The 26758-nt window shown below is 73.6% G+C and carries 22 protein-coding genes; 8 read left to right on the forward strand and 14 right to left on the reverse strand.

The features are described 5' to 3' along the window. Nucleotides 1-111: 111 nt before the first annotated feature. On the reverse strand, nucleotides 112-1563 hold the full coding sequence (locus ABTX81_RS03510) for a WGR domain-containing protein (protein ID WP_350541267.1): 1452 nt from the start codon (nucleotides 1561-1563) through the stop codon (nucleotides 112-114). 209 nt (nucleotides 1564-1772) lie between these two features. On the opposite strand from ABTX81_RS03510, the gene ABTX81_RS03515 reads away from it, so the two are divergent. Next, entirely contained in the window at nucleotides 1773-4625 is a 2853-nt protein-coding gene (locus tag ABTX81_RS03515; RefSeq protein ID WP_350541268.1) for a hypothetical protein, read from the forward strand. A 16-nt stretch (nucleotides 4626-4641) separates the two neighbouring features. On the opposite strand, the gene ABTX81_RS03520 is transcribed toward ABTX81_RS03515, so the two are convergent. From ABTX81_RS03520 to ABTX81_RS03550, 7 genes are all read right to left on the reverse strand, one after another. Then, on the reverse strand, nucleotides 4642-5871 hold the full coding sequence (locus ABTX81_RS03520; RefSeq protein ID WP_350541269.1) for a styrene monooxygenase/indole monooxygenase family protein: 1230 nt from the start codon (nucleotides 5869-5871) through the stop codon (nucleotides 4642-4644). A gap of 608 nt (nucleotides 5872-6479) precedes the next feature. After that, nucleotides 6480-7508 (reverse strand): LacI family DNA-binding transcriptional regulator, encoded by a 1029-nt coding sequence (locus ABTX81_RS03525; RefSeq protein ID WP_350541270.1) that lies wholly within the window; start codon nucleotides 7506-7508, stop codon nucleotides 6480-6482. Between the two features lie 30 nt (nucleotides 7509-7538). Then, nucleotides 7539-9314 carry a glycoside hydrolase family 36 protein gene (locus ABTX81_RS03530; protein WP_350541271.1) on the reverse strand — a complete coding sequence of 592 codons (1776 nt, stop codon included), beginning with the start codon at nucleotides 9312-9314 and terminating at the stop codon, nucleotides 7539-7541. 8 nt (nucleotides 9315-9322) lie between these two features. Continuing rightward, entirely contained in the window at nucleotides 9323-10195 is an 873-nt protein-coding gene (locus tag ABTX81_RS03535) for a carbohydrate ABC transporter permease (protein WP_350541272.1), read from the reverse strand. Continuing rightward, entirely contained in the window at nucleotides 10192-11145 is a 954-nt protein-coding gene (locus tag ABTX81_RS03540; protein ID WP_350541273.1) for a carbohydrate ABC transporter permease, read from the reverse strand. The genes ABTX81_RS03535 and ABTX81_RS03540 overlap by 4 nt, the downstream gene beginning before the upstream one ends. Then, the gene (locus tag ABTX81_RS03545) at nucleotides 11142-12482 is read right to left on the reverse strand and encodes an ABC transporter substrate-binding protein (RefSeq protein WP_350541274.1); all 1341 of its coding nucleotides are present in this window, start codon (nucleotides 12480-12482) and stop codon (nucleotides 11142-11144) included. The genes ABTX81_RS03540 and ABTX81_RS03545 overlap by 4 nt, the downstream gene beginning before the upstream one ends. A gap of 68 nt (nucleotides 12483-12550) precedes the next feature. Next, nucleotides 12551-13687, reverse strand: coding sequence for an aminotransferase class V-fold PLP-dependent enzyme (locus tag ABTX81_RS03550; protein WP_350541275.1), 1137 nt, complete (start codon nucleotides 13685-13687; stop codon nucleotides 12551-12553). Between the two features lie 480 nt (nucleotides 13688-14167). On the opposite strand from ABTX81_RS03550, the gene ABTX81_RS03555 reads away from it, so the two are divergent. Both ABTX81_RS03555 and ABTX81_RS03560 read left to right on the forward strand, forming a co-directional pair. Then, a complete protein-coding gene (locus ABTX81_RS03555) occupies nucleotides 14168-14452 on the forward strand; it encodes a hypothetical protein (RefSeq protein WP_350541276.1) in 285 nt (94 codons plus the stop codon). Between the two features lie 117 nt (nucleotides 14453-14569). Further along, nucleotides 14570-15658: a hypothetical protein gene (locus tag ABTX81_RS03560; protein WP_350541277.1), complete on the forward strand. Its 1089-nt coding sequence runs from the start codon at nucleotides 14570-14572 to the stop codon at nucleotides 15656-15658. On the opposite strand, the gene ABTX81_RS03565 is transcribed toward ABTX81_RS03560, so the two are convergent. Continuing rightward, entirely contained in the window at nucleotides 15627-16397 is a 771-nt protein-coding gene (locus ABTX81_RS03565) for an N-acetyltransferase (RefSeq protein ID WP_350541278.1), read from the reverse strand. The two genes, ABTX81_RS03560 and ABTX81_RS03565, sit on opposite strands and share 32 nt — an antisense overlap. Before the next feature lie 16 nt (nucleotides 16398-16413). After that, the gene (locus ABTX81_RS03570) at nucleotides 16414-17265 is read right to left on the reverse strand and encodes a class I SAM-dependent methyltransferase (protein WP_350541279.1); all 852 of its coding nucleotides are present in this window, start codon (nucleotides 17263-17265) and stop codon (nucleotides 16414-16416) included. A gap of 239 nt (nucleotides 17266-17504) precedes the next feature. Here ABTX81_RS03570 and ABTX81_RS03575 point away from each other — a divergent pair, with 239 nt between their 5' ends. Further along, the gene (locus tag ABTX81_RS03575) at nucleotides 17505-18956 is read left to right on the forward strand and encodes a N,N-dimethylformamidase beta subunit family domain-containing protein (RefSeq protein WP_350541280.1); all 1452 of its coding nucleotides are present in this window, start codon (nucleotides 17505-17507) and stop codon (nucleotides 18954-18956) included. Here ABTX81_RS03575 and ABTX81_RS03580 read toward each other — a convergent pair. Both ABTX81_RS03580 and ABTX81_RS03585 read right to left on the reverse strand, forming a co-directional pair. Then, nucleotides 18907-19674, reverse strand: coding sequence for an HAD family hydrolase (locus ABTX81_RS03580; protein ID WP_350541281.1), 768 nt, complete (start codon nucleotides 19672-19674; stop codon nucleotides 18907-18909). The genes ABTX81_RS03575 and ABTX81_RS03580 overlap by 50 nt on opposite strands. A gap of 46 nt (nucleotides 19675-19720) precedes the next feature. Further along, a complete protein-coding gene (locus tag ABTX81_RS03585; protein ID WP_350541282.1) occupies nucleotides 19721-20893 on the reverse strand; it encodes a serine/threonine protein kinase in 1173 nt (390 codons plus the stop codon). 223 nt (nucleotides 20894-21116) lie between these two features. Here ABTX81_RS03585 and ABTX81_RS03590 point away from each other — a divergent pair, with 223 nt between their 5' ends. The 4 genes from ABTX81_RS03590 to ABTX81_RS03605 all read left to right on the forward strand — a co-directional run bounded on the left by ABTX81_RS03590 (nucleotide 21117) and on the right by ABTX81_RS03605 (nucleotide 25263). Beyond that, complete coding sequence (locus ABTX81_RS03590) at nucleotides 21117-22376, forward strand: extracellular solute-binding protein (RefSeq protein WP_350541283.1); 1260 nt, start codon at nucleotides 21117-21119, stop codon at nucleotides 22374-22376. Then, complete coding sequence (locus ABTX81_RS03595) at nucleotides 22366-23283, forward strand: carbohydrate ABC transporter permease (RefSeq protein ID WP_350541284.1); 918 nt, start codon at nucleotides 22366-22368, stop codon at nucleotides 23281-23283. The genes ABTX81_RS03590 and ABTX81_RS03595 overlap by 11 nt, the downstream gene beginning before the upstream one ends. Continuing rightward, on the forward strand, nucleotides 23280-24104 hold the full coding sequence (locus ABTX81_RS03600; protein WP_350541285.1) for a carbohydrate ABC transporter permease: 825 nt from the start codon (nucleotides 23280-23282) through the stop codon (nucleotides 24102-24104). Before ABTX81_RS03595 ends, ABTX81_RS03600 begins: the two co-directional genes overlap by 4 nt. A 61-nt stretch (nucleotides 24105-24165) precedes the next feature. Continuing rightward, the gene (locus tag ABTX81_RS03605) at nucleotides 24166-25263 is read left to right on the forward strand and encodes a radical SAM protein (RefSeq protein WP_350541286.1); all 1098 of its coding nucleotides are present in this window, start codon (nucleotides 24166-24168) and stop codon (nucleotides 25261-25263) included. A gap of 3 nt (nucleotides 25264-25266) precedes the next feature. Here ABTX81_RS03605 and ABTX81_RS03610 read toward each other — a convergent pair whose 3' ends face one another. Together ABTX81_RS03610 and ABTX81_RS03615 are read right to left on the reverse strand one after the other, a co-directional pair. Beyond that, a complete protein-coding gene (locus ABTX81_RS03610) occupies nucleotides 25267-26262 on the reverse strand; it encodes a mevalonate kinase family protein (protein ID WP_350541287.1) in 996 nt (331 codons plus the stop codon). Beyond that, on the reverse strand, nucleotides 26259-26753 hold the full coding sequence (locus ABTX81_RS03615; RefSeq protein ID WP_350541288.1) for an NUDIX domain-containing protein: 495 nt from the start codon (nucleotides 26751-26753) through the stop codon (nucleotides 26259-26261). Before ABTX81_RS03615 ends, ABTX81_RS03610 begins: the two co-directional genes overlap by 4 nt. Nucleotides 26754-26758 lie beyond the last annotated feature (5 nt).

The following is a 26758-nucleotide window of genomic DNA, read 5'->3' on the forward strand; positions in this document are numbered from 1 at the left end:
AGCCCGAAACGGTCGGTGTGCCGTGCGTGCGTATCGCACCCGCATTACACCGAGGTCCGCTTCGGGCTGTCAACGGCCTTCGGGCGGGAACGGAAAGTCCGTCGGGAGAACTCAGAGCAGCCGCTTGATGTCGCCCCGGGCGCGGTAGAAGGAGCCGCTGCCGGACTCCAGCACCTCGGCCACCAGGTACCGCGCGCCCGGCACCCGGATGTCCTTCGGGAACTGCACCCGGCGCATCGGGTCGAAGCCCGGCGACACCACCCGCACCCGCAGCCGGGAGCCGTCCTGCACGCACTCCACCTCGATGCCGCCCGTCGCGCCCGCCGAACCGACGGCCACCGACTCGATCGCGGCACCGGCCACCGCCGCCGTCCAGCCGCTGCCGTCCACCTCGGCGGCCTGCGGCAGCCGGCCCTCCTCGGCCGCGCGCACCGCCTCCTCGCTCGCGTCGAGGCAGACCAGCGAGCCGTCCGTGGTCACCAGGTAGAGCCGGCCGTCGCGGTACTGCATGCTGTACGCCGAGCCGCAGCCGGTGCCGAGCTTCCACAGCCGGGTGCCGTCGGCGGCGAAGCAGTACACCGAGGAGTGGTTGTCGCCCGCGAACACGTACCGGCCGTCGGGCGAGGCCGCGCAGGAGAACACCGAGGCGTCGCAGCGGTAGCGGGCCACCTCGGAGCCGTCCGCCTTGCGCAGCCGGTGCACCGAGCCGCGCGAGGTGCCGGCGAACACCTCCTCGCGCTCCTGCCAGCCGAACAGCACCGCGCCGTCGGTGGCGGTGTGCCAGACCGGCGCGCCGCCGCGCGCCGCGTACCGGGCCACCCCGCGCGAGTGGCCGTGGTAGACGCCCTCGTCGTCGCAGCGCACCATCCAGCCGTGGCTGCCCTCGGCCGAGCGGCGCCACTGGAACTCGTCCTCGTGGTCGACGGTGGTGATCCCGCCGCGCGCGTCGGCCACGCCGAGCACGCCGTCGTGGATGTCCAGCCAGTAGATGTCGACGTCCTCGGCTATCTCGTACGCCACCCGCGGCACCTTGCCGCCCAGGTCGTACACCTTGCCGTCGTCGCAGCCGGCGTAGATCCACCAGTCGTCGGCGACGATGCACTTGACGCCGTCCGGCAGGCCGTAGCGGCCGGTCACCTCGCCGTCGTGGGTGAGCGTGTAGACGTCGCCGCGCTCGTTGCCGACCCAGGCGTGCTCCTCGCCGACGAAGATGCCGAACGCCGCCGCGCCGGAGCGGAACCGCCACAGCACCGGCGCCTGGCGGGCCGTCGAGCGGCTGCTGACGATCGCCCGGCGCGTCACCGCCCGGCGCTGGCGCACCCCGCGCACCGCCGGGGCGTAGCCCTTGCGGACCTTCTCGCCGATCTTCTTGGCCGCGGCCGAGGCGGCCTTCTCCGGCGAGGGGTAGGTGGTGGTCTTGGTCTGGCCGCTCTCGCCGATCCGCCCGTAGGTGATGGTGACGTCCGCCCCGCTGACCAGGACCTCGTAGAACTTGTGCGCGCTGCCGCTGTCCTCGGACAGCTCCAGGTAGGTCGACTGGGCGTCGGTGGCGGTGGCTGGCATGGCGGGGCCCCTTCCGGGCACGGCGTGACGTGGCCCGCCGGGCGCGGTGCCCGGCGACACCTCAGAACCTAGCCGTCCGCACCGACAACGGCCGATCCGGGCCGCGCGGACCCGGGTCTGCCCGAACGGACCTTCCGTCCCGTACGCCGCCCTGGGAGCATCGTCCGCTATCCGGTCACCCAGGCGCCGGGGGCGGGGGGAGCCGTCGGATGCAGGACCTGGCACCACCTCCCGCGCCCGCCGCGCACCGCGGCCACCGGCCCGCGCGATGGGTGCGCACCCGGCTGCGGGCCGCGCCCTGGACGGCGCTGCTGAACGCCGTCCTGGTGTTCGCGGTCGTGCTGCTCTCGGCCGGCCTGCCCCGGGGCGTGGACCGCGGCGAGGACGCCGCCCTGCGCGACTTCCTGCACGACCGCGGCATCGGCGCGACCAGCCTGGTCACCCACGCCACGCTCCGCCCCGGCGACGACTCCGCCGCCCTGGACGCCGTCGCCGCGAAGCTGACGGCCCGCACCGGCCCGGAGTTCCGCGTCTCGCCGGACGGACCGGTCTACGGCGTGAGCACCGGCCTGACGAGAGCGCTCGGCAACCCGGGGCTGTCCCGGCCCGACGGCCTCCCACCGAAGCTCGGACTGCGCCACCTCGCCGGGCTCTCCGAGCACGCCTCCCTGGTCGAGGGCCGGTGGCCGGCCGCCGCCCCCGCCGACCGGCCGCTGCAGATCGTGGTGGCCCAGCGGGCCGCCGAGAAGCTCGGCATCCGGGTCGGCGACGTCCTGCTGGAGGAACACCTCCCCCGTCTGGCGCCGCCCCCGGGGACCGAGGTGGTCGGCACCTTCCGGGCGAACGACGAGGCCGACCCGTACTGGACGGACCTCGCCTGCCTCACCGCGCCCTGTCTGCGCATCCCCGACACCTTCATGCGGCTGCGCCGGTGGGAGGTCACCGGCCTGACCGGCGGTGACGACCTGTCGCGCCTGCTCACCTGGGCCGGCGACGGCCAGCTCTACTGGCGGCTGCCCATCGACCCGGACTCGCTGCGCGCCGACCGGCTGCCGCAGGCCGGGAGCGCGCTGGCGAGCTATCTGGCCGGCCCCACCGCCGCCCGGCTCGCCGCCGAGACCGGCCGCCCCGATCTGCGCACCTTCTCCTCCCTGCCGGAGCTGTTCGCCCTGGCCACCGCCCGCCGGGACGCCGCCGCCCCGCTGGCGGCGCTCGGCCCGGCCGGGCTGGCCGGCGTCGTCGTGGTCGTCCTGTGCCTGGCCGCCGCGCTGGCCGCCGACCGGCGCGGCCCCGAACTGCTGCTGCTCCAGGCCCGCGGCGGCTCCCGCCGGGCCGTGCTGCGGCGGCTGCTCGGCGAGGGCGCGACAACCGTGCTGCCCGGGGCCGCGCTCGGCACGCTGCTCGCCCTCCTGCTGCTGCCCACCCCGCGCTGGGGCGCCGCCCTGCTCGCCGGGGTGAGCGCCACCGCCTTCGCGCTGCTCGCCTTCCCGGCCCGCGCGCTGCTGCTGCTCGGCCCGCGTGCCCGCGTCCGCCGGGCCGCCCGGCGCGGCGGCGCGCGCCGGGTGGTCGGTGAACTGGCCCTGCTCGCCGTCACCGCCGCCGCCGTCGTCGAGGTCCGCCGGCGCGGCGCCGCGCCGCCCGGCGCCGGGATCGACCCGCTGCTGGTCGCCGCCCCGCTGCTGATCGCCCTGGTCACCGGCCTGCTGCTGGCCCGGCTGCAGCCGCCCCTGGTCGGCGCCCTCGCCCGGGCGGTCGGCCGGCGGCGCGGCGCGGTCGGCTTCCTCGGGCTCGCCGGGGCCGCCCGGGGCACCGGCGGGCGCCCGCGCCCCTCCGCGCTGCCGATGCTCGCGCTGCTGCTCGCCGTCACCACGGCCGGGTTCGGCGCCGGCGTGCTCTCCGCCGTCGACGCCGGCCGGGCCCGCGAGTCCGCGTACGCCACCGGCGGCGACGTCATGGTGAGCGCCCCCAAGGGCTTCGGCCTGGCGGCGTCCTTCGTCGAGGCGGCCGGCCGGCTGCCCGGTGTGCGGGCCGCCACCGCCGTCACCGTGCTGACCGACGCGGCGGTGCTGCGCCCCGGCCAACGCCACCTCACCATCAGCCTGGTGGTCGTCGATCCGCCGGCCTACGCCGAGATCTCCCGCTCCGTCGGCCGCGGCACCTTCGACCCGGCGCTGCTCGCCGCCCCCGACGGCCCGGCCTGGCCGGCCGGGCGCGACGTCCCCGTCCCCGCCCTCTACTCCCGCGGCCTGGTCGAGCAGCTCGGCGGCCACGCCGGCGCCGAACGGATCTACCTCACCAGCACCGGCGAACTGCGCGCCCAGTACGCGGGCACCCTCGACGCCACCCCCGCCCTGCGCGGCTCCACCCACCCGTTCATCGTCCTACCGGCCGGCCCGGCCACCGCCCGGACCCCCGAACTCCGCGACCACGGCCACTGGTTCGCCGTCGGCGACCTCGACGAGGCGGCCGTCCGGCGACTGCTGCACGACCTGCCGGTGCACCCGCTGCTCGCCGACACCGCCCGGCTGACCGGCGTCCCGGTCGTCGGGCCGCTGCCGGAGGACATCCCGGACGGCTACCTGGTGGACACCGCCGCCGGCCGCACCGCCGCGCTCGCCGGCGACCCGCTCCAGCGGGCCGCCGCCCGGGTGTTCCGGGCCACCACCGCCGGCGCGGGCGCGTTCGCGGTGCTCGCCGCCCTGCTCACGCTGCTGCGCGCCGCCCCCGACCGGGCCGCCGCCCTCGCCCGGCTGCGCACCATGGGCCTGCGCCCCCGCCAGGGCCTGGCGCTGATCCTGGCCGAGAGCCTGCCGCAGACCCTGCTCGCGGCGGCCGGCGGCGGCCTCGCCTCGCTCGCCGCGGTCGCCCTGCTCGGCCCGGCCCTCGACCTGTCCGCCCTGCTCGGCACCCCCGTACCGCCGGGCCTGCCGCTGCGCCCCGCCGCCGTCCTGCCCCCGGCCCTCGCGCTCACCGCCCTGGTCGCGGCCGGCGTCCTCGCGGAGGCCCTGCTGACCGGCCGCCGCCGGATCACCACCGACCTGCGGGTCGGCGACGCGCCCTGACGGCGGCCGGGGGGGCTCAACCCATCGAGGCGAGGTAGCCGCCGACCAGTTCCGGCGTGGCCAGCCAGGCGGCGTAGTCGGCGGGCTCGGCGTAGGTGTTGGCGAGGCGGCGGGCCACCGCGTCGTGCTCGCCGGCGGCCGCGAACACCGCCTGGAGGTGGTCGGGCATCGTCAGCAGCGCCGCCGTCAACGCCACGCCGTGGCCGGCGCTGCGCTCCCAGAAGTCCTCGAAGACCCCCGTCATCCACGCCGCGGTGAACGGCCCGTCCCCGTGCGCGACGATCGCCCGCAGGTAGGCGTCGGCCGCCCGCGCGGCGCTGTTCGCGCCCTGGCCGGTGATCGGATCGTTCACCACCAGCGTGTCCGCGATCCCCAACACCTGGATGCCGTCGCCGAGTTCGGCCACCGGTCGGCGCACCACCGGGGTCAGCGCCCCGTACAGCGACCCGCCGGGGTCGGTGGGCTCGGCGTCCGCCCACAGCTCGGCCTCCCAGGGCAGGTACTCCGCCATCGACGCCCGCATCCGGCGCAGCTGTTCCGCGCCGGCCGGCCGGTCCGCGAAGCAGTCGAACGGGCTGTCCGGCACCGCCTCCCAGAGCAGGATGTCGCACGGGCCCGACAGCGTCAGCGCCGGCTGGAGGTACAACTCCCCCACCCCGGGCACCGCGTGCATCCGCGCGCGCGGCCCGGCCGACGGATCGGGCGCGCCCACGCCGTGCGCGTAGAGCGCCGTCAGCCGCCGCTGCGGCGCGTCGAACGGCGAACGGGCGGCGTCCCGTTCGAAGATCCCGGCCAGCTCGCCGCGCCCGGCCGCGACCACCGTCAGCTCGTTCGCCGCCGCCAACTCCCGCAGTCCGGCGAGGTCCAGCTCCCGGTACTCGACCCGCCCGCCGCGCTCCTCCACCAGCTCCAGCCAGCGCGCCAGCTTCAGCCGCTGGTCGACCGACTGCGCCGGCTCGTCCAGCGTCATGGTGAACTCCAGGGCGCGCAAGCCGGGTTCGGGTACCAGCACGGCGTCCACCGACCGCACCTGCGGCGCCTCCCGCTGCCAGAGGTCCAGCCCCGCCGCCCGCTCCACCCGCAGCGCCGGCCCGAACATCGCCTGCGTCGACATCACGGCCCCGCCCCGCACCTGCGCCGGCGTGCGCGCCGCCACCACGGTCACCTCGTACCCGCCCGCCCCCAACAACCCCAGTGCCACCTGCAACCCCGCCTGCCCCGCCCCCACCACCGCGATCCGCCGCACAGCGCACCTCCATGTCGGTCAACCAGGCGAGCAGCTTCCGCCGAACGCCCCCACCGTGTCCAGACGCACCCCGACGTGTCCGGCCGGGCAGCCGCAGCACCATGGGCTCCGGCAGGAGCAGGCCCGCTCGTGCGCCTCCCGGAGCAACCGCGTCACCGTCAGAACCGCTCGTGGACCTCACCCCCGATACCGCGGATCCCCTGCGCGAGTACCTCCAGGGCCCTGGCCCGGCTGGCCGCCCGGGTCATGGGGAAGGCCTGGAGCTGCACCCCGGGCGAGGGTCCGTCTTCAAACCCCCGCCTGCCGGGCGACGCTCCCCCACCCTTCGGCCGGGAGGTGCCCCCACCGCATGGACTCCGCCCCCAGCCTTCGGCCGGGAGGTACCCCCACCTCCGCCTTGCGATGCACGCACCCAGACGCCGCCCGGCCCGCCCTTCGGGCGGACGACGGGGGTTTGAAGACGGACCCCAGGAGTTCCGGCCGTCGTTCGGCTGGATCTCGACGCCCGGTTCGCGGGGGGGGAGGCGGAGTCCGCCGAGGTCGGCGAGGCGGTCCCCTTCCGGCACTCCTCGGCCGCGTCCCGCGGCCCGCTCCCGGTGCCCCGTCCCTCAGGCGGGCGGCAGCTGGTGGGACGAGCTGGGGCGGACGATCAGTTCCGCGTGCAGTTCGAGGCCCTCGGTGGGGGTGGGTTCGCCGCGGACCTGGGTGAGGAGGCGGGTGATCAGGGCGGTGGCGATGGGGCGCAGGGGGAGGCGCAGGGAGGTGAGGGGCGGGCGGAGGTGGCGGGCGAGGGGGGTGTCGTGGAAGCCGGTGACGGCGAGGTCGCGGCCGATGTGGAGGCCCTCGGTGCGGGCGGCCTCGTAGATGTCGAGGGCGGCGAGGTCGTTGTCGGCGGCGAGGGCGGTGGGGCGGTCGGGGGACCGCAGCAGGGTGCGGAGGTCGCCGTCGGCCGGCGGGGGGACGAGGGTGAGGCCGAGCCGGGCGGCCTCGCGCCGGAAGCCGTCGCGGCGGGCGGACAGCCAGGGCAGCGGCGAGCGGGAGCCGACGAAGGCGACCCGGTGGTGGCCGCGTTCGGCGAGGTGGCGGGCGGCGTCGGCGGTGGCGGCCGCGTTGTCGATGTCGACCCAGTGCGGCGGCAGGCCGGGGCCGGTGCGGCCGAAGGCGGCGAACGGGACGCCGAGGCGGGCGGCGTGGGCGGCGCGCGGGTCGTCGGGGAGGACGTCGGCGAGGACGAGTCCGTCGACCTGGCGGGCCGCCACCACGGCGTCGATCGCCGCCCGGGCGTGCTGCTCCCCCGCCGCCGGGCGGAGGAGCAGCACATGGTGGCCCTCGGCGCCGGCGGCGTCGACCAGTGCTTCGAGGAAGCCGGCCATCAGCGGGTTGGGGTCGTGCGGGTCGTCGACCGGGGCGAGGTAGCCGATGGTGCGGCGCTCGCCGGTGCGCAGCGACCGGGCGGACTGGTCGGGCCGGTAGCCGAGCCGGTCGATGGCGGCGGTGACCCGGGCGAGGGTGTCGGGGTGGACGCGGTGCGGGGCGTTGAGCGTGTTGGAGACGGTCTGCCGGGACACCCCGGCCGCGCGGGCGACGTCCGCGACGGTGGTGGCGCGGCGGGCCGGACGCGGTGCCGGGGTGGTCATCGGTTCTCCTCGGACGGGGGGCGGTGGACCTCAGACCCGGCGCAGGGTCAGCAGGCCGCCCCGGGGGACCTGGACGGTGACCCCGCCGTCGAGGCGGACCGTCGCGGTGCCGACGACGCGGCCGCGGGCGTCCTGGACGGTGGCCTCGACGATGCCCTGGCCGCCGGCCAGGCGGACGTCCGGGTCGGTGTCGGCGTTGGCGACCAGCAGGGTACGCCACTCCCCCGCCGCGGCCACCGGCAGCGCCGCGTACCGGGCGACGACCACCTCGCCGTCGCCGATCGCGGTCACCATCGGGTAGCCGAGGTCCGGGCGGGCCGGGCGCAGCGCGCCGAGCTGCAGGGTGTCGAGGTGGGTGCGGGCGACGCCCAGCCAGAAGGCGAGTGCCTCCCGCTGGCCGGCGCTCTGCGCGGCGAGGTCGACGGAGATCTGCGCCACGCCGAACAGGACGTTGATGAGGTGGCAGGCGACCTGCTCGGCCGGCTCGGCCGGGTGCCACATCAGCATGTCGGCGTGGACCGCGAGCGGCCCGGCGATCAGCCGGGTGTCGACGATGCGCTGGCGGTTCTCGTGCGGGCTGAGCGGGCAGTCGGTGGCCCGGGTCATGGTGGCGTAGGGCCACAGGCCGGGGCTGACGTAGGGCTGGCGGTACTCGATCATCGCCTCGGGGCGCGCGGCGTCGACCCGGCGGCGGATCTCGCCGAGCAGCAGGTGCAGACCCTCGTCGACGGTGGCGCAGTCGGCCTCGGGCCCGGGCGCGGGCGGGTCCTGGACGCCGAACCAGTCGACGAAGTCGACCTTCAGCCCGTCCATGCCCCACTCCTCGGCGGCGCGGGCGAGCCGGTCGGCGAGGTGGGCGCGGACCTGCGGGTAGCGGGGGTCGACGACGACGGCGCCGAGGTGGCCGGCGTCGGCGAGCGCGTAGCGGGAGAGGGTGTCCCAGGCGGCGCTGTCCTTGCCGATGAAGGGGAGGGCGTACCAGAGCATGTAGCGCACGCCGAGGTCGTGGACGCGGGCGACGTGGGCGGCGGTGTCGGGCAGCGAGCGGGGTTCCCAGTCGCCGCAGTGGGCGTAGCCGCGGGTGCGGTCGGTGGTCATCCAGCCGTCGTCGACGATGATCGTGTCGAGGCCGAGGTCCTTGCCGAGGGCGGCCTGGCGTTCGACGGCCTCGGGGGTGATGTTCTGGTGCAGCGCGTACCAGGTGGAGTAGGCGGGGCGGCGGGCGACGGCGGGGACGTTCGCCGGTTGCTCGGCGCCGGCGGCCCACCAGTCGGCGAGCTCGGCGAGGCTCCGGGCGAAGTGCCGGCCCGAGGTGTCGATGCGGACGGTGAGCCGTCCGGCGGCCTGGACCCAGGAGCGGAACTCCCCGGTCTCCTCGACCACGCCGGCGCCGGCCAGGGCCTCCTCGCGGTCGGCGGCGAACGCGCAGAGCGCGGTGTCGCCGGTGCCGACCAGGGCGGCGACGGGGGCGCCGCGGGAGAGGCCGGTGCGGCGCGGGGCGCTCCAGGCGGCGGGCAGCCAGCCGGTGCCGCGCGGTTCGGGGGTCCAGAAGGAGGTGGCGTCGGTGCAGGGGAGGCGCCATTCGATCCGGACGTCACCGGTGCCGTCCGGCCCGGGGTCCTCGGCGGTGACCTCGACGACGCCCGGGGCGACGGTGCGCACGCTCGCGGTGCCGGCGACCAGCAGCTCCAGCCGGCCGGCGGCGAGGCCGGGGACGGCGACCGGACGGGGGCGGGCGGTGGTGGCCGCGGCGGCGTGCGGCTCCCAGATCTCCGTGGCCGCCGTGTTCTCGGCGTTCTCCGTCATGGTTCGGTTCAGCCTTTCGTGGCGCCGGCCAGCAGGCCGGAGATGAACTGCCGCTGCAGGACCAGGAAGAGGACCATCATCGGCAGGGTGGACAGGGCGGTTCCGGCGAGGAGCAGGCCGTAGTCGGTGTCGCTCTTCATGCCCTGGAGGGTGGCGAGCGCGACCGGCAGGGTGTGCATCTCGGGGCTGCGCAGGGCGATCAGCGGCCAGACGAAGTTGTTCCACGAGCCGAGGAACAGGAAGATCCCTAGGGCGGCGAGCACCGGCCGCATGACCGGCACCACCACGCCGAACAGCACCCGCAGTTCGCCTGCGCCGTCGACCCGGGCGGCGTCGAGGAGTTCGTCGGGCATGCTGGAGAGCGCCTGGCGCATCAGGAAGATGGCGAACGGCACGCACAGGCCGGGCAGGATCAGGGCCTGGTAGCTGTCGAGCAGGCCGAAGGACATCATCATCTTGAACAGCGGGACCAGCATCACCTGGTCCGGCACGACCAGCGTCGAGAGCAGCACGGCGAACAGCACGGTCCGGCCGCGGAACCGGAACTTGGCGAAGGCGTAGCCGGCGAGCAGCGCCACGACCAGCGCGCCGATCGTCTGGATCCCGGACACCACGAGGGAGTTGAGCACGACCCGGCCGAGTCCGACCCGGTCCTGGAGGTGCCGGAGGTTGTCGCCGAGGTGGCCGCCGGGCAGCAGGTGGGGCGGCCAGGAGAAGATGTCGGCGTCGCTGAGGGTGGCGGAGACCACCAGCCAGTAGAACGGGGCGATGGACAGGCCGGTGACGGCGGCGAGCAGCAGGGTGGCCGGCCAGCCGCGCAGCCGGCGGCGCCTCGGGGCGGCCACCGGGACGGCGGGGGCGACGGGCGTGACGGGGGTCATTCGCGTTCTCCCATCAGGCGCATCTGGACCGCGCCGAGCACCGAGACGATCAGGGTGAGCGCGTAGGCGATGGCGGAGGCGTAGCCGAAGTCGAAGTAGCGGAAGCCGTTGTCGTACAGGTACATGGACACCGTGAGGGTCGCGTTGTCGGGGCCGCCACGGGTCAACACGTAGGGCTCGTCGAACAGTTGGAGGGTGCCGATGGTGGAGAGCACCACGGTGAACAGCAGCACCGGCCGCAGCGCGGGCACGGTGACGGAGAGGAAGCGGCGCACCGGGCCGGCGCCGTCGACCATCGCGGCCTCGTACAGCTCCCGCGGGATGCCCTGGAGTCCGGCGAGGTAGATGACCGCGTTGTAGCCGGTGTAGTGCCAGGTCAGCACGACGACGATGGCCATCCGGGACCAGAAGCCGCTGCCGAACCAGTCGACGGTGGGCAGACCGATCGCGTCGAGCGCCTTGTTGACCGCGCCGTTGTTCGTGTTGAGCAGGAAGGAGAACAGGATGCCGGTGGCGACCAGGCCGGTGACGGTGGGCATGAAGACGCCGAGCCGCCACACGACGCGCCAGCGGACCAGGGCCGTGTTGAGGCCGACCGCCAGCAGCAGGGCGAGCGCGAGCATCACCGGGACCTGCACGACGAGGATCCGGGCGGTGTTGCCGAGCGCCGTCCAGAACAGCGGATCGTCCAGCAGCCGCCGGTAGTTGGCGAGCCCCGGGCTGTGCGTGGCGTTGCCGGTACCGCCGGTCAGCGACAGCAGCATCGAGGAGACGATGGGGTAGGCCTTGAAGACCCCGAAGAGCAGCAGCGCCGGGGTGAGCAGCAGGTAGGGCACGGCGCGGCGGCGCAGCCGGGCGCGCCTCACCCGGGCGTCGGGGAGCGGGGCGGTGGCGAGCGGGGTGCGGCGCGGCGGGGTCCGGCCCTCCACCGAGGGGGCGGCGGCGGTCACTTGATCTTGCGCCCGGTCTGCTGGGCGATCAGCTTGGCGGCCTCCTGGAGCGCGTCGGCCGGGTCGGCGCCCTTGGTCAGCACCTTGGTCTGGGCGTCGCTGACCAGCTTGAGCGCGCGGGCGTAGTCGCCGGAGTAGTTGGTGGCGTCGCCGCCCTCGGCGAGCAGGTCGGTGAAGGTCTTCAGGACCGGCTGGCCGCCGTAGTAGGCGCTCGGCTCGTTGTACACCGGGTCCTGGTAGGCGGCGGTGAGCGCGGGGAAGACGCTGCCGGCCTTGAACATGGCGTTGACGGCGTCGGGCCGGGTGAGCGCGTACTCGACGAACTTCCAGGCGGCGGCGCGGCGCGGGCTGGAGGCGGAGACGGCGAGGTGGGTGGAGTTCACCAGCGCGGTGCGCTTGCCGCCGGGGGTGACCGCCGGGGGCCGGGTGAGCCGCCAGTTGCCGCTGAGGTCGGGGAACTTGCTCTCGATGAAGTGCGCCGCCCAGGAGGGCTGCGCGCCGGCGCCGAGCTTGCTGTCCTTCATCTGGGCGCGCCAGACGGTGGAGCCGGGCGTCTCGATGACCAGGCCGGCGTCGTTGAGCCGCTTGACGATGGTGAGGGCGCGCACGCACTCCGGCGAGGTGAGGCTGATGTCGCCCTGGAGGTCGAAGAAGAAGGCGCCCTGCTGCTGCATGAGGGCCTGCAGGAAGTCCACGTCGGGACCGGGGGTGCCGGTCCGGTTGAGGCCGACCAGGCCGACGCCGGGGTTGGCGGCCTTGAAGGCGTCGGCCGCGGCGATCACGTCGTCCCAGGTGGCGAAGGCGGCCGGGTCCACGCCCGCCTTGTCGAACATGTCCTTGCGGTAGAAGAAGCCCTGGGCGTTGACCTCCCAGGGCATGGCCCGGGCCCGTCCGGCCTTGTCGGTGACGACGGGCCACAGGCCGGGGGTGAACTTGTCCTTGTGGGCGTCGGCGCCGAGGGCGGAGAGGTCGGCGAGGCCGTTGGGGAACTTCTCCAGGTAGCCGGGCAGGTAGTCGCAGCCGATGTGGAGGACGTCGGCGAGGCCCTGGCCGCCGGCCGCCAGACCGACGGTGATCTTGTCCCAGATGGCCGGGTTGCCGACGTCCTGGACGTCGACCTTGATGCCCGGGTTGTCCTTCTCGAAGAGCGGGACCACGCCGCGCAGGGCCTCGGCGGCGCTGGTCCAGGACCAGACGGTGATCGTGCCGGTGGCGGCGTCCCCGCCGGAGGAGCCGCCGTCGGAGCCGCCGCAGGCGGAGAGGGCTCCGCCGGCGGACAGGGCCAGCAGGCCGGCGCCGGAGGCTCGCAGCAGGTCCCGGCGAGTGAGGTGTGACATGGCAGTCCTTTTCGAGGGGGTCGAAGGGCGGAACGTCGGAAGGTCGGGAGGGGGCGCGGGCGGCGCGCTCAGGCGGCGCGGACGCCCCGCCGGACGCGGTCGAGCGCCTCGGCGAGCGGCTCGGCGGCCGCGGGGTCGGTGCTGGCGTGCGGCGACAGCCGGATCCAGCCTCCGCGCAGGGTGGTGGCCAGGCCGGCGGCGGTCAGCGCGCGGTGGACGGCCTCGGGGTCGGCGCCGGGCAGTCGCAGCCGGGCGATGGCGCTGCCGGACCCGCCCGGCTCCCCGGGGCCGCCGGCCGTCTCGGCGCCGGCGGACCGGGCGGCGACGAGCAGCCCGCCGAGCACCTCGCCGATCCGGGCCTCGATCCGGCCGGCGCCCGCGTCACGCACCAGGGCGAGCGCCGCGCCCAGGGCGGCGACGGCGAGGCCGTCCGGGTTGGTCAGGGTGTGGGCGACGGCACCGGGCCGCGGCGGGCACGGGTGGGCGGGAGCCTCCAGCGGGTCCAGCACACCGGACCAGCCGCCGAGTCCGGGCCCGAGCAGCCCGGCCACCCGGTCGCGGACCATCAGCACCGCCGCGCCCCAGCCGGCCCGCAGCCACTTCTGGCCACCGGCGGCGAGCACATCGGCCGCGTCGGCGGCGAACTCGACCGCACCGAGGGCCTGCACGGCGTCGACCACCAGGACCCGGTCCGGGCCGATCAGCTCCTTGAGCCCGGCCAGCGGTGCCCGGAACCCGGTGGCGGCGTCCACGGCGCAGACCGCGACGGCGCGCACCCGGTCGTCGAGGTGGGCGCGGACGGTGTCCACGGTGAGCGGCCCGTCGAGCTGGCGGACCGCCAGCCCGCCGTTCCCGGCGGCGCGCAGCCACGGGTAGAGGGCGCCGGGGAAGTCCGTCCGGGCCACCAGCACGGTGCCGTCCGCGCCGCCCTGCGGACGGGTGAACGCGTGGGCGGCGGCGAACAGCCCGTGCGAGGTGGAGCCGACGAAGGCGATCTCGTGCGGCGCGCAGCCGAGCAGCCCGCCCGCCGTCCGCGCGGTCGCCTCGGTCTCGGCGTCGAGTCGTTCGAGCGCGGCCCAGCCCCGGCGGTGGAGCCGGTCGGCCTCACGGACGAGCACCCGGCGGACCGATTCCGACACCGGTCCGAACCGGGCGAAGTCCAGATAGCCGAACGGCTCGGCGAACTGCGCCAGGTAATCAGGCATGACTCTCCCCCACAGTCGGGGCGATTTGAACGTTCAAATCACATAGAAACAAACAGAACCCATCAACACCGAACGAGCGGGAGCCAGCAAACGCCCCTGGTCGAGTCCGCGTCAAGCCCTGCGCGACCCCAACCCCCCGGTCGATACCCTCTCGTTACCCACATCGAGGCCCCGGCCGGCCGCCAACCCTTGCGCAATGCAATTTGACATTACTATTTTATTGACCAGGCCAGGCCGGTACCGCCGACCGAACCCGCGAGGGCCCGCTCCGCGGCTGACTGCCCGTCAGCCGGTGCTCCGGGCGAGGCCCCCACCCCGCGCCCCGCCCGGCGAACCCGGCCGGGGCGCGGGAAATATTGGTCTACTCCAATTCTGTCCGGAATACGTCGTCACAACGGGCGCCGGTGTGCCGTTCACTGTTGCACCCGAGCAGCCGGGTTCGCTGGCCGCACGACCGGTGAATGTGGAGGCGGGATGCGAATGGCCGTACGGAGTCTGATCGTTGGGGTGGCGGCCGGGATCGGTGTCGGGGTGGTGATGGCCGTGCACACGGGGGGCCGGCTGCCGCTGGTGCCCGCCCTGTGTGTGGACGGGTTCGTGCTGGTGGCGTGGTTGTCGCTGGCCGCGCTGGCCTTCCCGCGACGACGGCCTCCGCTCCTCCCGGTGGAGGAGGGTCCCGGGCTGCCGGTCCTCGCCGAGCTCCGCTACCGGGCGGAGAGCGAGCCCCGCGCCACCGCGCACTGGAGAGGGCGCCACTGGCCCTGATCCCGGGCGTTGGGAACCGGCCGAGATCACTCCGCACCCTTCCGGCGGCGGGGCGGCTCCTGCCACCATGGCGCGAGACCCCAGGAGCAAGGGAGAGCCAAGGTGCGGACGGTGCGCGTGAGTTCGGCGGTCATGACCCACCCGGTACGCCTGGTTCAGGCCCGTGAGCTGGCCGATCGGCTCGAACTGGGCGGTCTGGCGCTCGATCCGGAGCCGGACGGGCCGCCCTCGGCGCTCCGGACGGCCCTGGTCGCCTGGGCGGCGGCGGAGCCAGGGGCGAGCCATCACCTCGTCGTCCAGGACGACGTGACCGGCCCGGACACCCTGGTGGCGCTCGTCGGCCGTGCGGCCGCCCGGTTCCCCGACGAGGCCCTGGTGTTCTACACCAACTGGCACGCGCGCAACGGCGCCGCCTCCCGGCTCGCCGCGCTGGCCGGCGCCGCCTGGGTGCGGGCCGTGCCCGACGAGTTCACGCCGTCGCTCGCCGTCTGCCTTCCGCTCGACACGGCGGAGGACTTCCGCCGGTTCGCCACCGGCAGCGCCGAGCGCCACGACGACGAGCTGTTCTCCGTCTTCTTCCGCGCCCGTGGCCGGATGGGCCTGATCGCGGTGCCCAACGTGGTGGAGCACATCGGCACCAGCAGCATCAACGGCCATGCCACCCAGGGGATCCGGCTCGCCGTCTGCCCCACCGACGCCGCCGACGCCGGGCCGCTGCTGGCGCGCGGCCGGGTCCTGGAGGAGCCGGGGTGGATCCCGTACATGCGGTACGGCGAGGGCTACATCCGGCTCGTCGGCCAGGAGCACGGCCCGGACGGCGGACGCGGCCATCACCGCTGGCGCGACGCCCTGCCGGAGACCGGCCTCACCGAGCGCGCGGTGCACGAGGCGGTGGCCGAGAGCATGCCGGCCGACCTGGCGGCGGAGGTGGCCGCGCGGTTCGGCCGCGACTTCGCCGAGGAGCTGTGGATCCACTGCCTGCTGCTCGGCCGGCAGGCGGCCGAGGCCGCCCGCCGGCTGGGCGACGACCCCGGTGACGTCCCGCCGGCGGTCCTCGCCCGGCTGCGGGACTCGGCGGTGTCCACCGCCGGTCCCGCCGGCCTGCCGCCCGAGCGCCGGCCGGAGGCCGGGCCGGACGAGGTGCGGCTGATGTCCGCCTTCGCCTGGACCGCCGTCAGGGCCGGGGAGAAGTGGCCTCCGGCGTGACCGGGTGGGTGATCCACACCGCGGGCTCCCAGTAGGAGCCGAGGTCCCGGGCGTGCTCGATCCGCAGGGTCGCGAGACCCTGCGGGAACACGTAGTCACCGTCCTCCGGGTAGGCGAGGCCGGTCCAGCGCTCCCATTCGGCCACCGTGCCGGTGATCCGCGACGAGCGCTCCGAGGCCCCGGCGATGGTGCCGCCGGCCCGCACCTGGGTACGGATCCACGGGTCGAACGGCGCCCCGTCCGCGCGCCGCCAGGCCGCGTAGCGCTCGGTCGGCACCAGCGGGTACCGGTCCTTCCAGGTGGGCCGCACGGGCACCAGCACGGTCTCCAGGCCGGCCCGCCGCGCGACCTCGCGCATCGCGCCGAGGAGCAGGCCGGAGAAGCCCTGGCGCTGGTAGTCCTCGGCGACCTCGATGCCCAGCGCGCACAGGCCGCCGAGCGGCCGGCCCGCCTCCCGGTCGGCGAACGCCCGGGCGATGGAGTCGTCCAGTCCGGGGCCGAGGTCCTCGGCCGTGCCGTCCCAGCTGCGCGGCAGCGAGCGCCCGGCGCCCGCCACCTCCTCGCGCACGTCGTCGTACAGGACGAACTGGTACTCGGGGAAGTCCGCGAACAACCGGTCCCAGTAGCCGTCGTTGACGTCGCCGTGCAGGTTGTACTCGGGCACGATGCCGGCGAACCGCTCCGGCATCCGGTCCCACAGTTCGGGCTTCTCCGCGTGGGTCACCACGACCAGTGTCATCGGTTTCCTCCTACTCTCAGGCCTGGGCGGGGACTTCGACGTCCCAGACGACGACGATCGGCAGTCCGTCCCAGGCCGCGAGGGCCGCGTCCGCGATGAACTCCTCGTAACCCCCGGGCGCCAGACGGCCGTTGAAGAGCGGCTCGTGGCAGGCGCGGACCCGCAGCCCGGCCGCCGTGAACGCCTCCAGGTACTTCCCGGGCAGGTGGACGTGGTTGCGGACGAACGCGAGCCGGTCGGAGTCGTGCACGAAGACGCACTGCCCCTGGAGCGCGATGACGAACGGATGCAGGTCCGAGACGAGGATCCGCCCGCCCGGGCGCACCACCCGGGCCAGTTCGGCCACGCCCGCCGCCAGGTCCGGCAGATGGGTCATCGCCAGCGAGCAGACGGCGAGGTCGACCGAGTCGTCCTCCAGCGGCAGGCTCTCCAGGCGCCCGACCCGGAACTCGGCCTCGGGAGCGCGCTCACCGGCCTTGGCCAGCATCTCGGGCGACTGGTCCACACCGATGGTGCGGTGCCCCCGGGCGACCAGGGCGCCGGTCTGGCGCCCGGTGCCGCAGGCGGCGTCCAGCGCGGTGCCCGCCGGAAGGGTGTCGAGGATCCCGTGCAGCACGGGCTCCTCGACCTCGATGTAGGAGTTGGGCAGCGAGTCGTACACCGCCGACCAGGAGGCGTAGCCCTCGGCCAGGCCGAGTTCGCTGACGTCGGCGTCCCCGGCCGGCAGCTCCCCGTCGCCCGAGGCGAACCGCCGGATGTCCTCGACGCGCTCCTTGAGGAACTTCTCCTCGCCGTCCATGGCGTTGCGCAGCAGCGCCAGGCCCTGGATTCCCAGGACGAGTTCCCTCACTCGAAATTCATTGCTCATGCCAAAGCCTCGTTCTTGACCGGAGGTGACGGATTTGCGGCAGCCGGTCGGACCCGACCGAATTCCGCCTACCCGGCCCGGCGGTAGAGGATTCTCCCCATCCGGTTCCCTGTCCGAAAGGCGGCCCTGAATGACCGGTTCCACAGCACCGTTGCCCGCAATTCCCGCGACCCCCTACGATGGCGGGCCGAAGCCGCCGGACACCTATTCGCCGGCCGTTCGCGCCACAGGGAGGCGGAATGATAGAGGGATATCTCGGCCGGGAAAGCGTCACCGCCGGGGATCGGCTGACCGTGCACGTCTCCACCGACGCCGCCCGGTTCCGGCTGAGGTTCTACCGGCTGGGCAAGGAGCTGGAGCCGGTCGCGGAGACCGGCTGGCACCCCGGATCGCCGCACCTGGCGCCCCCGCACCCCGACGGCGTCCCCGGCCGGGCCTCGCCGGCCCGCGGCTGGGACTGGCCACCGCTCACCCTGCCCGTGCCGGAGTCCTGGACCCCCGGCATGCACCTGGTCCAGTTCGTCGAGGAGGGGGACGACCCGCCGCCGCTCGGCGCCGCCGACATCGAGGGCCCGGCCCGCGAGTTCTTCGTGGTGCGGCCCCGGCGGGCCGGCGCCCGCTCCCGCATCCTCTACAAGAAGTCGACCTTCACCCGGCACGCCTACAACCGCGCCGACCGCCCGGGCGAGGACCGCGGTGCCAGCCTCTACGACCACCCCGTGTACCTGCCGGACGGCGGTCCGCGCGGGCACAAGGTGAGCCTGCACCGGCCCGGCGGAATCATCGACCTCGCGTACTGGGACGCCCCTTTCATCGCCTGGCTGGAACGCAACGACTACCCGGTGGAATTCTGCACGGATCTCGATCTGCACGAGGATCCGGAGCTGCTGTCCTCGTACGATCTGCTGCTCAGCGTCGGCCATGACGAATACTGGAGCGAGGCGATGCGCGAACACGCCGAGCGATTCGTCCGGGACGGCGGGAACATCGCCTTCCTGAGTGCCAACACCTGCTGGTGGCGCATTCATCCGACCGACCGGAACACCGCTTTCGTCGCGGACACCGACCACCATGTCGGGGACGAGTATCCGCACCTTCCGGCGACCGACCAGTGGTGGCCGGCGGCGCCCGACGGGGTGGGCCGTCCGGAGAACTCCCTCACCGGGGTGAGTTTCCGCAACGGCGGCATGTGGGCGAGCGCCGAGGGGTGGCCCGGCGACCGTCCGCGCGAGGGGTACACCGTGCAGCACGCCGACCACTGGGTCTTCGCCGGCACCGGGCTGCGCGACGGCGCCGACGGCGGTGCGCCCGACCGGCTCGGCGCGGGCACCACGCTCATCGGGTACGAGTGCGACGGCGCCGCCTACGCCCGGGACGAGCACGGTGTCGCCCGCGCCACCGGCGAGGACGGCACGCCCGCCTCCTTCCTGATCCTCGGCATCCACGTCCTCGATCCCGTCCACGAGGACTTCCACGACTTCAAGTGGGGCCACTGGAACGGCCCGGCCCGGGAGCCGGGCCTCACCAGCCCCCGGGCCGCGACCATGGGTCTCTACACCGCCGGCGGCACCGTGTTCTCCGCGGGGACCACCGACTGGCCGGTGGTCTGCGGGCAGGACCAGGACGCCGGCGTCGTCCGGGTCACCCGCAATCTGCTGGACCGGCTGCGGCACCGCTCGCCACGAGGCTGAGCAGTTCCGCCAGCCCGCGGATCCGGGCCGCCCCCTCCGGCAGGGGCGGCTCGGCTCCGCGCACCGCCGGGTCCGGCCGGCACAGATGGACGGCCGGCATCCCGGCCGCGAGCGGGCCGAGCACGTCCGGCGCCCACATGTCCCCGACGAACAGCACCTGTTCCGACGGGAGCCGGCACTGCTCCAGGAGTGTCCGGTAGATCAGCGGGTGCGGCTTGCGCGCACCCGCCCGGGCGGAGCCCACCACGACGTCGAACGCTCCGCCGAGGCCGACGTCCGCCAGGCAGTCGTCCAGGTTCCAGAACCAGTTGGAGCAGACGCCGACCAGCAGCCCGCGGGCGCGGAGCTCCCCGAGGACGGCGCGGGCGTCCTCGAAGAGCTCCAGCCGGACGGCCTTCATGGCCCGGTCGATCTCCTCGACCAGGCCCTCCAGCTCGTGCTCCGGCACCCCGCAGTCCAGCGCCCGGCGCCGTAGACGTCCCAACTCCCAGCGGTGGTAGTCGACTTCGGTCACGGAGTGGTCCGCGTGCTCCTCGCCCTCGGCGGGGCCCACCGCCCACTGGTCGCCCCAGCGGGCGCCCTGGGCGGACAGGCCCCGGCGGTCGAAGATCGCACGGTGGTCGGGCGGCAGCGGCTCGACCATCCGCGCCAGCGTCCCGTAGAAGTCGAAGACGACGGCACGGACCTCCGGCGACGACTCGAACGGCACGGACGGCACGGACGATCCCGATGACCCGGACGGCGCGGACGGCACGGACCCGGCCTCAGTACCGGCCGTGCCGGCGCGGGAAGTAGTCCTGCAGGTCGCCGTCGCGCTCGATGTCGACGGTCGCGCAGTGCAGCCCGCCGCCGAACGGTCCGACCGCCCGGAACGGCACCGGGACGATCTCGAAGCCGTACGAGGACAGCTGCTCCGACAGCCGGACCTCCTTCTCCTCGATGCACAGGGTGTTCTCGTCGATGTTCAGCATGTTCCCGGCGAGCCACGGGCTGCAGAACGACAGCTTCGGCGGGTGGTCCCAGCTCGCCGGCTGCACCGCCTCGATGATCTCCCAGTCGTTGAGCCGGAAGAACTCCATCAGCTCGGCGTCGGCGAGCCGCTCGCCGCAGTGCAGCACCAGGCCGGGGCGCAGCGGCACCCAGGTCGCGTCGATGTGCAGCGGGTGGGTGTTGGTGGAGGTGACCGCGTGCACCCGGTGGTCGGGGAAGTGGCGCTTGAGCCACTGGTAGCCGCTGCGGTTGGTGACGAAGGACAGCTGGACGAAGAGGTCCTTGCCGAAGCGGGCGACGTCGGCGGCATCGAACAGCGGTTCGGCCTCGGTCAGCACCAGGTCGTAGTCGCGGACCCGGGCCAGCTGCTCCTCGGTCGGGAGGTCGTTGTAGGTGTCCCAGAACTTGGTGTTGTAGGAGGCGTCGGTGAGCCGCGGCTTCGGCGCGGCCTCCCAGCGCATGTTCTCGTCGGAGTCGAACAGGTTCTGCAGCAGCGGCCGGTAGGCCAGGTACTCGTGCCAGCGGCTGCGGTAGGACATGGTCGCTTCGAGGACCTCGTTGCCGACGGTCAGCAGCAGGTCCCGGGGCGGCATGCAGCCGAACATCGAGTCCTGCGTCCATTCGGGCGTGGAGACCTGCTGGTTGAAGTCGACCGGGGTGGGGCGGTCCACCCGGATGCCGCGCCGGCTCAGCATCTCGGCGAAGTTGTCGAGCTGCTCCTCGGCCTCGGCGACCATGTCCTCGGGCATCGGCCCGTAGGTGCCCAGGGGGAAGCCGTCCTCGGGGTAGTCGCGGCGCACCGCGGGCTCGGGGGCCTGGACCACGGTGCCCTCGGCGCGTCCGACGACCACATGGCGCAGCGGGTCCCAGCCGTTCCAGGCGTTGACCCGGACCGGCCGGGCGGCGGCGTCGGGAGTCTCTTCGGGGGAAGTCGTCTGCTCGGACACGTTACAAGCCCTTCGTATCGGGATCACGTGGGTGCAGAGGCCTAACCTGCGGGTACCGCCCGGGAGGAGTCAAGGGTTGATCTCTATGCGGGACGCTGAACGTCATCTTCCGGCCGAATGTCTGGACCTCTGCTCCTCTTGGCGATCAGACGGGTAATCAGATTGGTACCCCCATAGCGAACTTGGAGACCTCATGGCCATTCGCATGTCCTATCGCCCCCTTGTGCTCACGTTTCTCCTGTCCCTCGCGGCCACCGGCTGTAGCTCCGGGTCGGGCGGCGGCTCCGAGACGGGCGGCAAACTGACGGTGTGGCTGGCCGTGGACGCCCAGGAGAGTTGGCCGCAATTGGTCCAGTCCACCAATGAGCGGTTCACCCAGGCCCACCCCGGGGTCCAGGTGGATGTCCAGTACCAGCAGTGGACCACCAAGAACCAGAAGCTGGACGCCGTCCTCGCCGGGAAGAACGTCCCGGACGTGGTCGAGATGGGCAACAGCGAGACCACCAACTACATCGTCAACAACGCCTTCGCCCCCGTGGACCCGGCGCGCTTCGACCATTCGGCCGAGTGGCTGCCGGCTCTCGCCGACGCCTGTCGTGCCAACGGCAAGACCTACTGCGTGCCGTACTACGTCGGGGCCAGGATCGGCATCTACCGCACCGACCAGTTCGCCCGCGCGGGTGTCGCCGGAGCCCCGAAGACCTACCCCGAGCTGCTCTCCGCGCTCGACAAGCTGAAGGCCACCCTGGGCCCCGAGGACCCCAACTACTCGGCGCTCTACATGCCCGGCCGCTACTGGTACGCCGCCATGGCCTTCGTGAAGGACGCGGGCGGCGAGATCGCCGTGAAGGAGGGCGACAAGTGGAAGAGCTCGCTGGCCTCCCCCAAGTCCGTGGCCGGGCTCACCGAGTGGAAGCGGCTGATCGACACCTACTACGTCGGTGACCGGGCCAAGGACAACTCCGACCAGCCGGCCGTGGTCGGCCAGGGCCGGGTGGGCGTCTTCTACGGCAACACCTGGGAGTCCGCCATGGCCACCGACGAGCGCTCCGGCGGCGACCCGAAGCTGAAGGACAAGTTCGGCACCTTCCCCTTCCCCGGCCCGTCCGGCAACCTCCTGCCGCCGTTCCTCGGCGGTTCCACCCTGGCGGTGCCGGCCAAGTCGACCCGCAAGGACCTGGCCTCCGACTGGATCAAGATGTTCACCGACACGCAGTCGCAGAAGACCCTGATCGAGGTGGACACCCTGCCCAACAACACCGTCCAGCTGGCCGAGGTCGCGGCGGGCGGCATCAACGGCCCGGCGGCCCAGGCCGCGGCCACCGGGGGCTGGATGACGCCGTTCGCGCCCGGCTGGACGTCGGTGGAGAAGTCCAACATCCTGCCGGAGATGCTGGAGCGCATCGCCAACAACAAGCAGTCCGTCGAGGAGGCCGCGCGTGAGGCCGACCAGCGGATCAACGAAGTGATCAATGAGCGCTGACCGGGGCGGGCAGCAGCGGCGTCGGCCGCTGCTGCCGTACCTGCTGATCGCCCCCACCGTCCTGGCGCTCGTCCTGGTCCTCGGCTACCCGCTGGTGGACATGGTCGTGCTCTCCTTCCAGGACATGACCCGTGAACAGCTCTTCAGCGGCGAGTCACCGCCGTGGGCGGGGCTGGACCAGTTCACCAGGATCCTCGGGGACGGCTTCTTCTGGAGGGTGGTGGGCCGCACGGTGCTCTTCACCGCGGTGACCACCGTGTTCACCGTGGCCCTCGGGCTGTTCACGGCGCAGCTGATGCACCGGGTCTCCCCGTGGGTGCGCGCCGTGATCGCCGGAGTGCTGGTCACCGTGTGGGCGATGCCCGCGATGGTCGCGGCGTCGATCTTCCGCTGGCTCTTCGACACCGACTACGGCGTCACCAACTGGGTGCTCTCCAAGCTGCCGGGGGTCGACTTGACCCACCACAACTGGTTCATCGACCCCTGGCAGGGTTTCACCGTCATCGTCGCCGTGGTGGTGTGGGGCTCGCTGCCGTTCGCCGCCATCACCCTGCGGGCCGCGCTGGCGCAGGTCCCGCCCGAACTGGAGGAGTCCGCGATCCTGGACGGCGCCCGGCCGTTCCAGGTCTTCCGGCACGTCACCCTCCCGGTGATCCGGCCGGTGCTGCTCATGGTCACCACGCTGAACGCCATCTGGAACTTCGGTGTCTTCAACCAGATCTGGCTGATGCGCGGCGGCCAGCCCGAGCGGGAGTACTACCTGCTGGGCGTCTACTCCTTCATCGAGTCCTTCGCGGTGAACCGGTACAGCACCGGTGCCGCGATCGCGCTCGTGACCGTCGTGCTGCTGCTCGCCGGATCGGTCGTCTACCTGCGTCAGATGCTCAGGACGGGAGAGCTCGAATGAGACGTCAGCGGTCACTCGGCCGCGATCTGCTCGGGCTGCTCGTCGCCGCGGTGATCGGCTTCCCCATTTACTGGATGCTGCTCACCGCGTTCCGGCCGGCCTCCGAGATCCTGAGCATGCCGCCGAAGTTCTGGCCGGGCCGTCCCTCCTGGGACAACTTCGCCCGAGCGCTGGGATCGGAGCTCTTCTGGGACAACGTGCGCTCCAGCGTCGTCATCGGCATCGGCACCGTCGTGGTGTCGCTGATCGTCGGCACGCTGGCCGCGTTCGCCCTCTCCCGCTTCCGCTTCACGGGCCGCAAGGCCTTCGTCGTGGTGATCCTCGTCGTCCAGATGGTGCCGCTGACGGCCCTCATCATCCCGCTGTACCTGCTGCTGAACGACGCCGGGCTGACCGACAGCCTCAGCGGGGTGATCCTCACCTATTTGGTGTTCACCCTGCCGTTCACGGTCTGGATGCTGCGCGGATTCATCGACGGGGTGCCCGTGGAGCTGGAGGAGGCGGCCATGGTCGACGGCTGCGGCCGCCTCGGCGCCTTCCGCCGGGTGGTGCTTCCCTTGCTCGCCCCCGGCATCGTCGCCACCTCGGTCTTCGCGCTCGTCCAGGCGTGGAACGAATACGTCCTTGTCTACATCCTGTTGTCCACTCCCGAGAAACAGACCGTCAGCATCTGGCTGGTCTCCTTCACGACCAGCCGCGGGACCGACTACGGCGGACTCATGGCGGGTGCCACACTCACCGCCCTGCCCGTGGTGGTCTTCTTCCTCGTCATCCAGCGCCGGATCGCCTCCGGCCTTGCCGCCGGAGCGATCAAGGGATGACCCTCACACCGCATTCCCGGCTCCCCCGGTCGCACCCCGTTCACGTCCACAGGAGGACTCCGTGACGCACGACCGCCTCGATCTCGTCTCCAAGCTGTACCAGCCATCCGGCTGGCCCCGCATCCTGCAAGCGGCAGAAGGGACCGCGTCGGACGCCCCGCTCGTCGTGGACCTCGATCCGACGACCTTCTGCGACCTGGCCTGCCCCGAGTGCATCAGCGGAAAGCTGCTCAACCAGGGCCGCTTCACCCCCGAGCGGCTGGCCGCGCTCGCGGAGGAACTGGTCTCCATGAACGTCCGGGCCGTGGTGCTCATCGGGGGCGGCGAACCGCTCGCCCACCGGGGCACCCGCCAGGTCCTGCGCATCCTCGGCGAGGCCGGCCTGGCCGTCGGGGTCGTCACCAACGGCACCATGATCGACAAGAACCTCGACGAACTCGCCTCCTACGCCTCCTGGGTCCGCGTCTCCATGGACGCCGGCACCGCCGAGACGTACGGCGTCTTCCGTCCCGACCGCAAGGGCCGCAGCGTCTTCGACAAGGTCGTCGCCAACATGCGGCTGCTCGCCGCGGCGAAGACCGGCGCCCTCGGCTACTCCTTCCTCGTCATGACCCGCCAGGAGAAGGACGGCCGGGTCGTCAGCAACCACACGGAGGTGCTGCGGGCGGCCGAGCTCGCCCACGACATCGGCTGCGACTACTTCGAGACCAAGGCGATGTTCGACGACGATCACCACGTCATCCAGGTCTCCCAGGACATCCTCGACTCGGTCGACGGCCAGCTCGCCGAGGCCGCCCGGCTGGAGAGCGACACCTTCCAGCTCATCAACTCGTCCACGCTCACCTCGCTGCGCCGGCACACCGGGCCGGTCCAGCCCAAGGAGTACCACCGCTGCCGGGTCGCCGAGCTGCGCACCCTGGTCACCCCGTCCGGGGTGTACATCTGCTCCTACCACCGGGGCAACCCGCTGGCCCGGATCGGCGACGCCGTCACCGACAGCCTGGCCGACATCTGGAAGACGTCGGACCGCGGCATCGTCGACCCGAGCCGGGACTGCCGCTTCCACTGCGCGCGGCACCGGTCCAACCTGGAACTGGAGCTGATAGCGGAAGGAACGGGCGCAGTCCCCCCGGGGGAGGACTACGACCCGTTCCTGTGACCGTCAGCCGGCGCTGACGCCGACCCGCACCTCCCCCGCCCGGGCACTCCGGCTCCCCGGAGCCGCCCGGGCGGGGATCACGCGCGCCCCGGGGAACGGGGCGCGCAGCGCGTCGGCCAGCCGCGCCACCACCCCGGGCAGGTCGGCCCCGGGACAGACGCCGACCAGTGAACCGCCGCCGCCGGCCCCGCTGAGCTTCAGCGGCAGGCCGGCGGCGCGCCGCGCCACCGTGCGCAGCTCCTCCAGCAGCGGTGTCGACATGCCCTGGAAGTCGCGCATCGCCACGTGCGCCCGGCTCATCGCCTCGCCCAGCGCCTCGTGGTCGCGCCCGCGCAGCGCCGCCCACGCCTCACCGGAGGCCCGGTCGGACTCGGCCCGGTAGGCCGCGAGCGCGGGATCACCGGCCGCGAGCTGCGCCCGGACCGTGCGGATGTGGTCGGCGGTGTTCTTCCGGGTTCCCGAGTCCACCACGACCACCCCCCAGTCGTCCGGGAAGTCCAGCCGCTCCCGGACGACCGGCAGACCGCGCTCCCGGCCGTCGATCAGCAGGGCGCCGGCCTCGGCGACGGCGAGGTGGTCCATACCGCCGCCGTTGAAGCGGGCGAACTCGAACTCGTACGCCCACTGGACGATCGAGGCGTCCGGCACCGGCACGCCGTCCGCGGTCGCCACCTTCGCGAACGCCCGGAACAGCGCCACGATCAGCGCCGTGGACGAGGACAGCCCGCTGGCGGAGGGCGCCTCGCTGGTGACGCGCACGGCCGGCGCAGGGCCGTGCACGCCGGGGAGCCGCTCGCCCAGGAACGTCCAGACCTGCGCGGACCAGTCGTCCTGCGCCTGCTGCCGCTCCTCCGATGGACCGTCGGGTATGACCTCGACCGTGGTCGGCAGGTCGATGGCGAGGCTGACCGAGCGGCCGTCGCCCAGCCAGTCCAGGTCCTCCCCCGACAGACACGCCCGGCACGGCACCGCGACCCGGATCGCTTGCTCTTCACTCACCTTGCCCGGAACCTCCCGTCCTTGAGGAACTCGCGGTACATCTCCAGCACGACCCGCGTGGGCGGGTGCAGCGGCGCCGGCGGGTCGTCGAGGGGCCGGAACTCCGCCCGGCGCACCTCGTCCGCCCCCGGGGCGAGCTCCCCCGACCAGCTCCGGGCCGCGAAGCACAGCGCGAAGCAGTGGTTGACGTCCCCGTTCGGGTAGGTCACGGTGTGCAGGGCCGGATCGGACAGCGAGCCGAAAGCCACCAGGTCCTCCCGGGCGACCCGCAGCCCGGTCTCCTCCGCCAGCTCCCGGACGGCGGCGTCGGCGAAGCCCCCGTCCTCCTCGCAGGCGCCCGCGGGAAGCTCCCACACGCCGTTGTCGACCCGCTGCTGGAACAGTCCCCGGCCCTGCCCGTCGATCACCAGGACCTGAGCGCCGGGTACCAACAGCCGTCTGCCGCCGACTTTCTGACGCAGCGACCAGACATAGGAACCGACATAGCCCATGCGCG

The sequence above is a fragment of the Kitasatospora sp. NPDC097605 genome, assembly GCF_040302725.1.
Classification (GTDB): Bacteria; Actinomycetota; Actinomycetes; order Streptomycetales; family Streptomycetaceae; genus Kitasatospora.

What these genes read in the sequence shown, in the direction of transcription:
- ABTX81_RS03510 (WP_350541267.1), bottom strand. Translation starts at nt 1,563, where the DNA reads ATGCCAGCCACCGCCACCGACGCCCAGTCGACCTACCTGGAGCTGTCC.
- ABTX81_RS03515 (WP_350541268.1), top strand. Translation starts at nt 1,773, where the DNA reads ATGCAGGACCTGGCACCACCTCCCGCGCCCGCCGCGCACCGCGGCCAC.
- ABTX81_RS03525 (WP_350541270.1), bottom strand. Translation starts at nt 7,508, where the DNA reads ATGACCACCCCGGCACCGCGTCCGGCCCGCCGCGCCACCACCGTCGCG.
- ABTX81_RS03530 (WP_350541271.1), bottom strand. Translation starts at nt 9,314, where the DNA reads ATGACGGAGAACGCCGAGAACACGGCGGCCACGGAGATCTGGGAGCCG.
- ABTX81_RS03535 (WP_350541272.1), bottom strand. Translation starts at nt 10,195, where the DNA reads ATGACCCCCGTCACGCCCGTCGCCCCCGCCGTCCCGGTGGCCGCCCCG.
- ABTX81_RS03545 (WP_350541274.1), bottom strand. Translation starts at nt 12,482, where the DNA reads ATGTCACACCTCACTCGCCGGGACCTGCTGCGAGCCTCCGGCGCCGGC.
- ABTX81_RS03550 (WP_350541275.1), bottom strand. Translation starts at nt 13,687, where the DNA reads ATGCCTGATTACCTGGCGCAGTTCGCCGAGCCGTTCGGCTATCTGGAC.
- ABTX81_RS03555 (WP_350541276.1), top strand. Translation starts at nt 14,168, where the DNA reads ATGGCCGTACGGAGTCTGATCGTTGGGGTGGCGGCCGGGATCGGTGTC.
- ABTX81_RS03565 (WP_350541278.1), bottom strand. Translation starts at nt 16,397, where the DNA reads ATGACACTGGTCGTGGTGACCCACGCGGAGAAGCCCGAACTGTGGGAC.
- ABTX81_RS03570 (WP_350541279.1), bottom strand. Translation starts at nt 17,265, where the DNA reads ATGAGCAATGAATTTCGAGTGAGGGAACTCGTCCTGGGAATCCAGGGC.
- ABTX81_RS03575 (WP_350541280.1), top strand. Translation starts at nt 17,505, where the DNA reads ATGATAGAGGGATATCTCGGCCGGGAAAGCGTCACCGCCGGGGATCGG.
- ABTX81_RS03595 (WP_350541284.1), top strand. Translation starts at nt 22,366, where the DNA reads ATGAGCGCTGACCGGGGCGGGCAGCAGCGGCGTCGGCCGCTGCTGCCG.
- ABTX81_RS03600 (WP_350541285.1), top strand. Translation starts at nt 23,280, where the DNA reads ATGAGACGTCAGCGGTCACTCGGCCGCGATCTGCTCGGGCTGCTCGTC.
- ABTX81_RS03615 (WP_350541288.1), bottom strand. Translation starts at nt 26,753, where the DNA reads ATGGGCTATGTCGGTTCCTATGTCTGGTCGCTGCGTCAGAAAGTCGGC.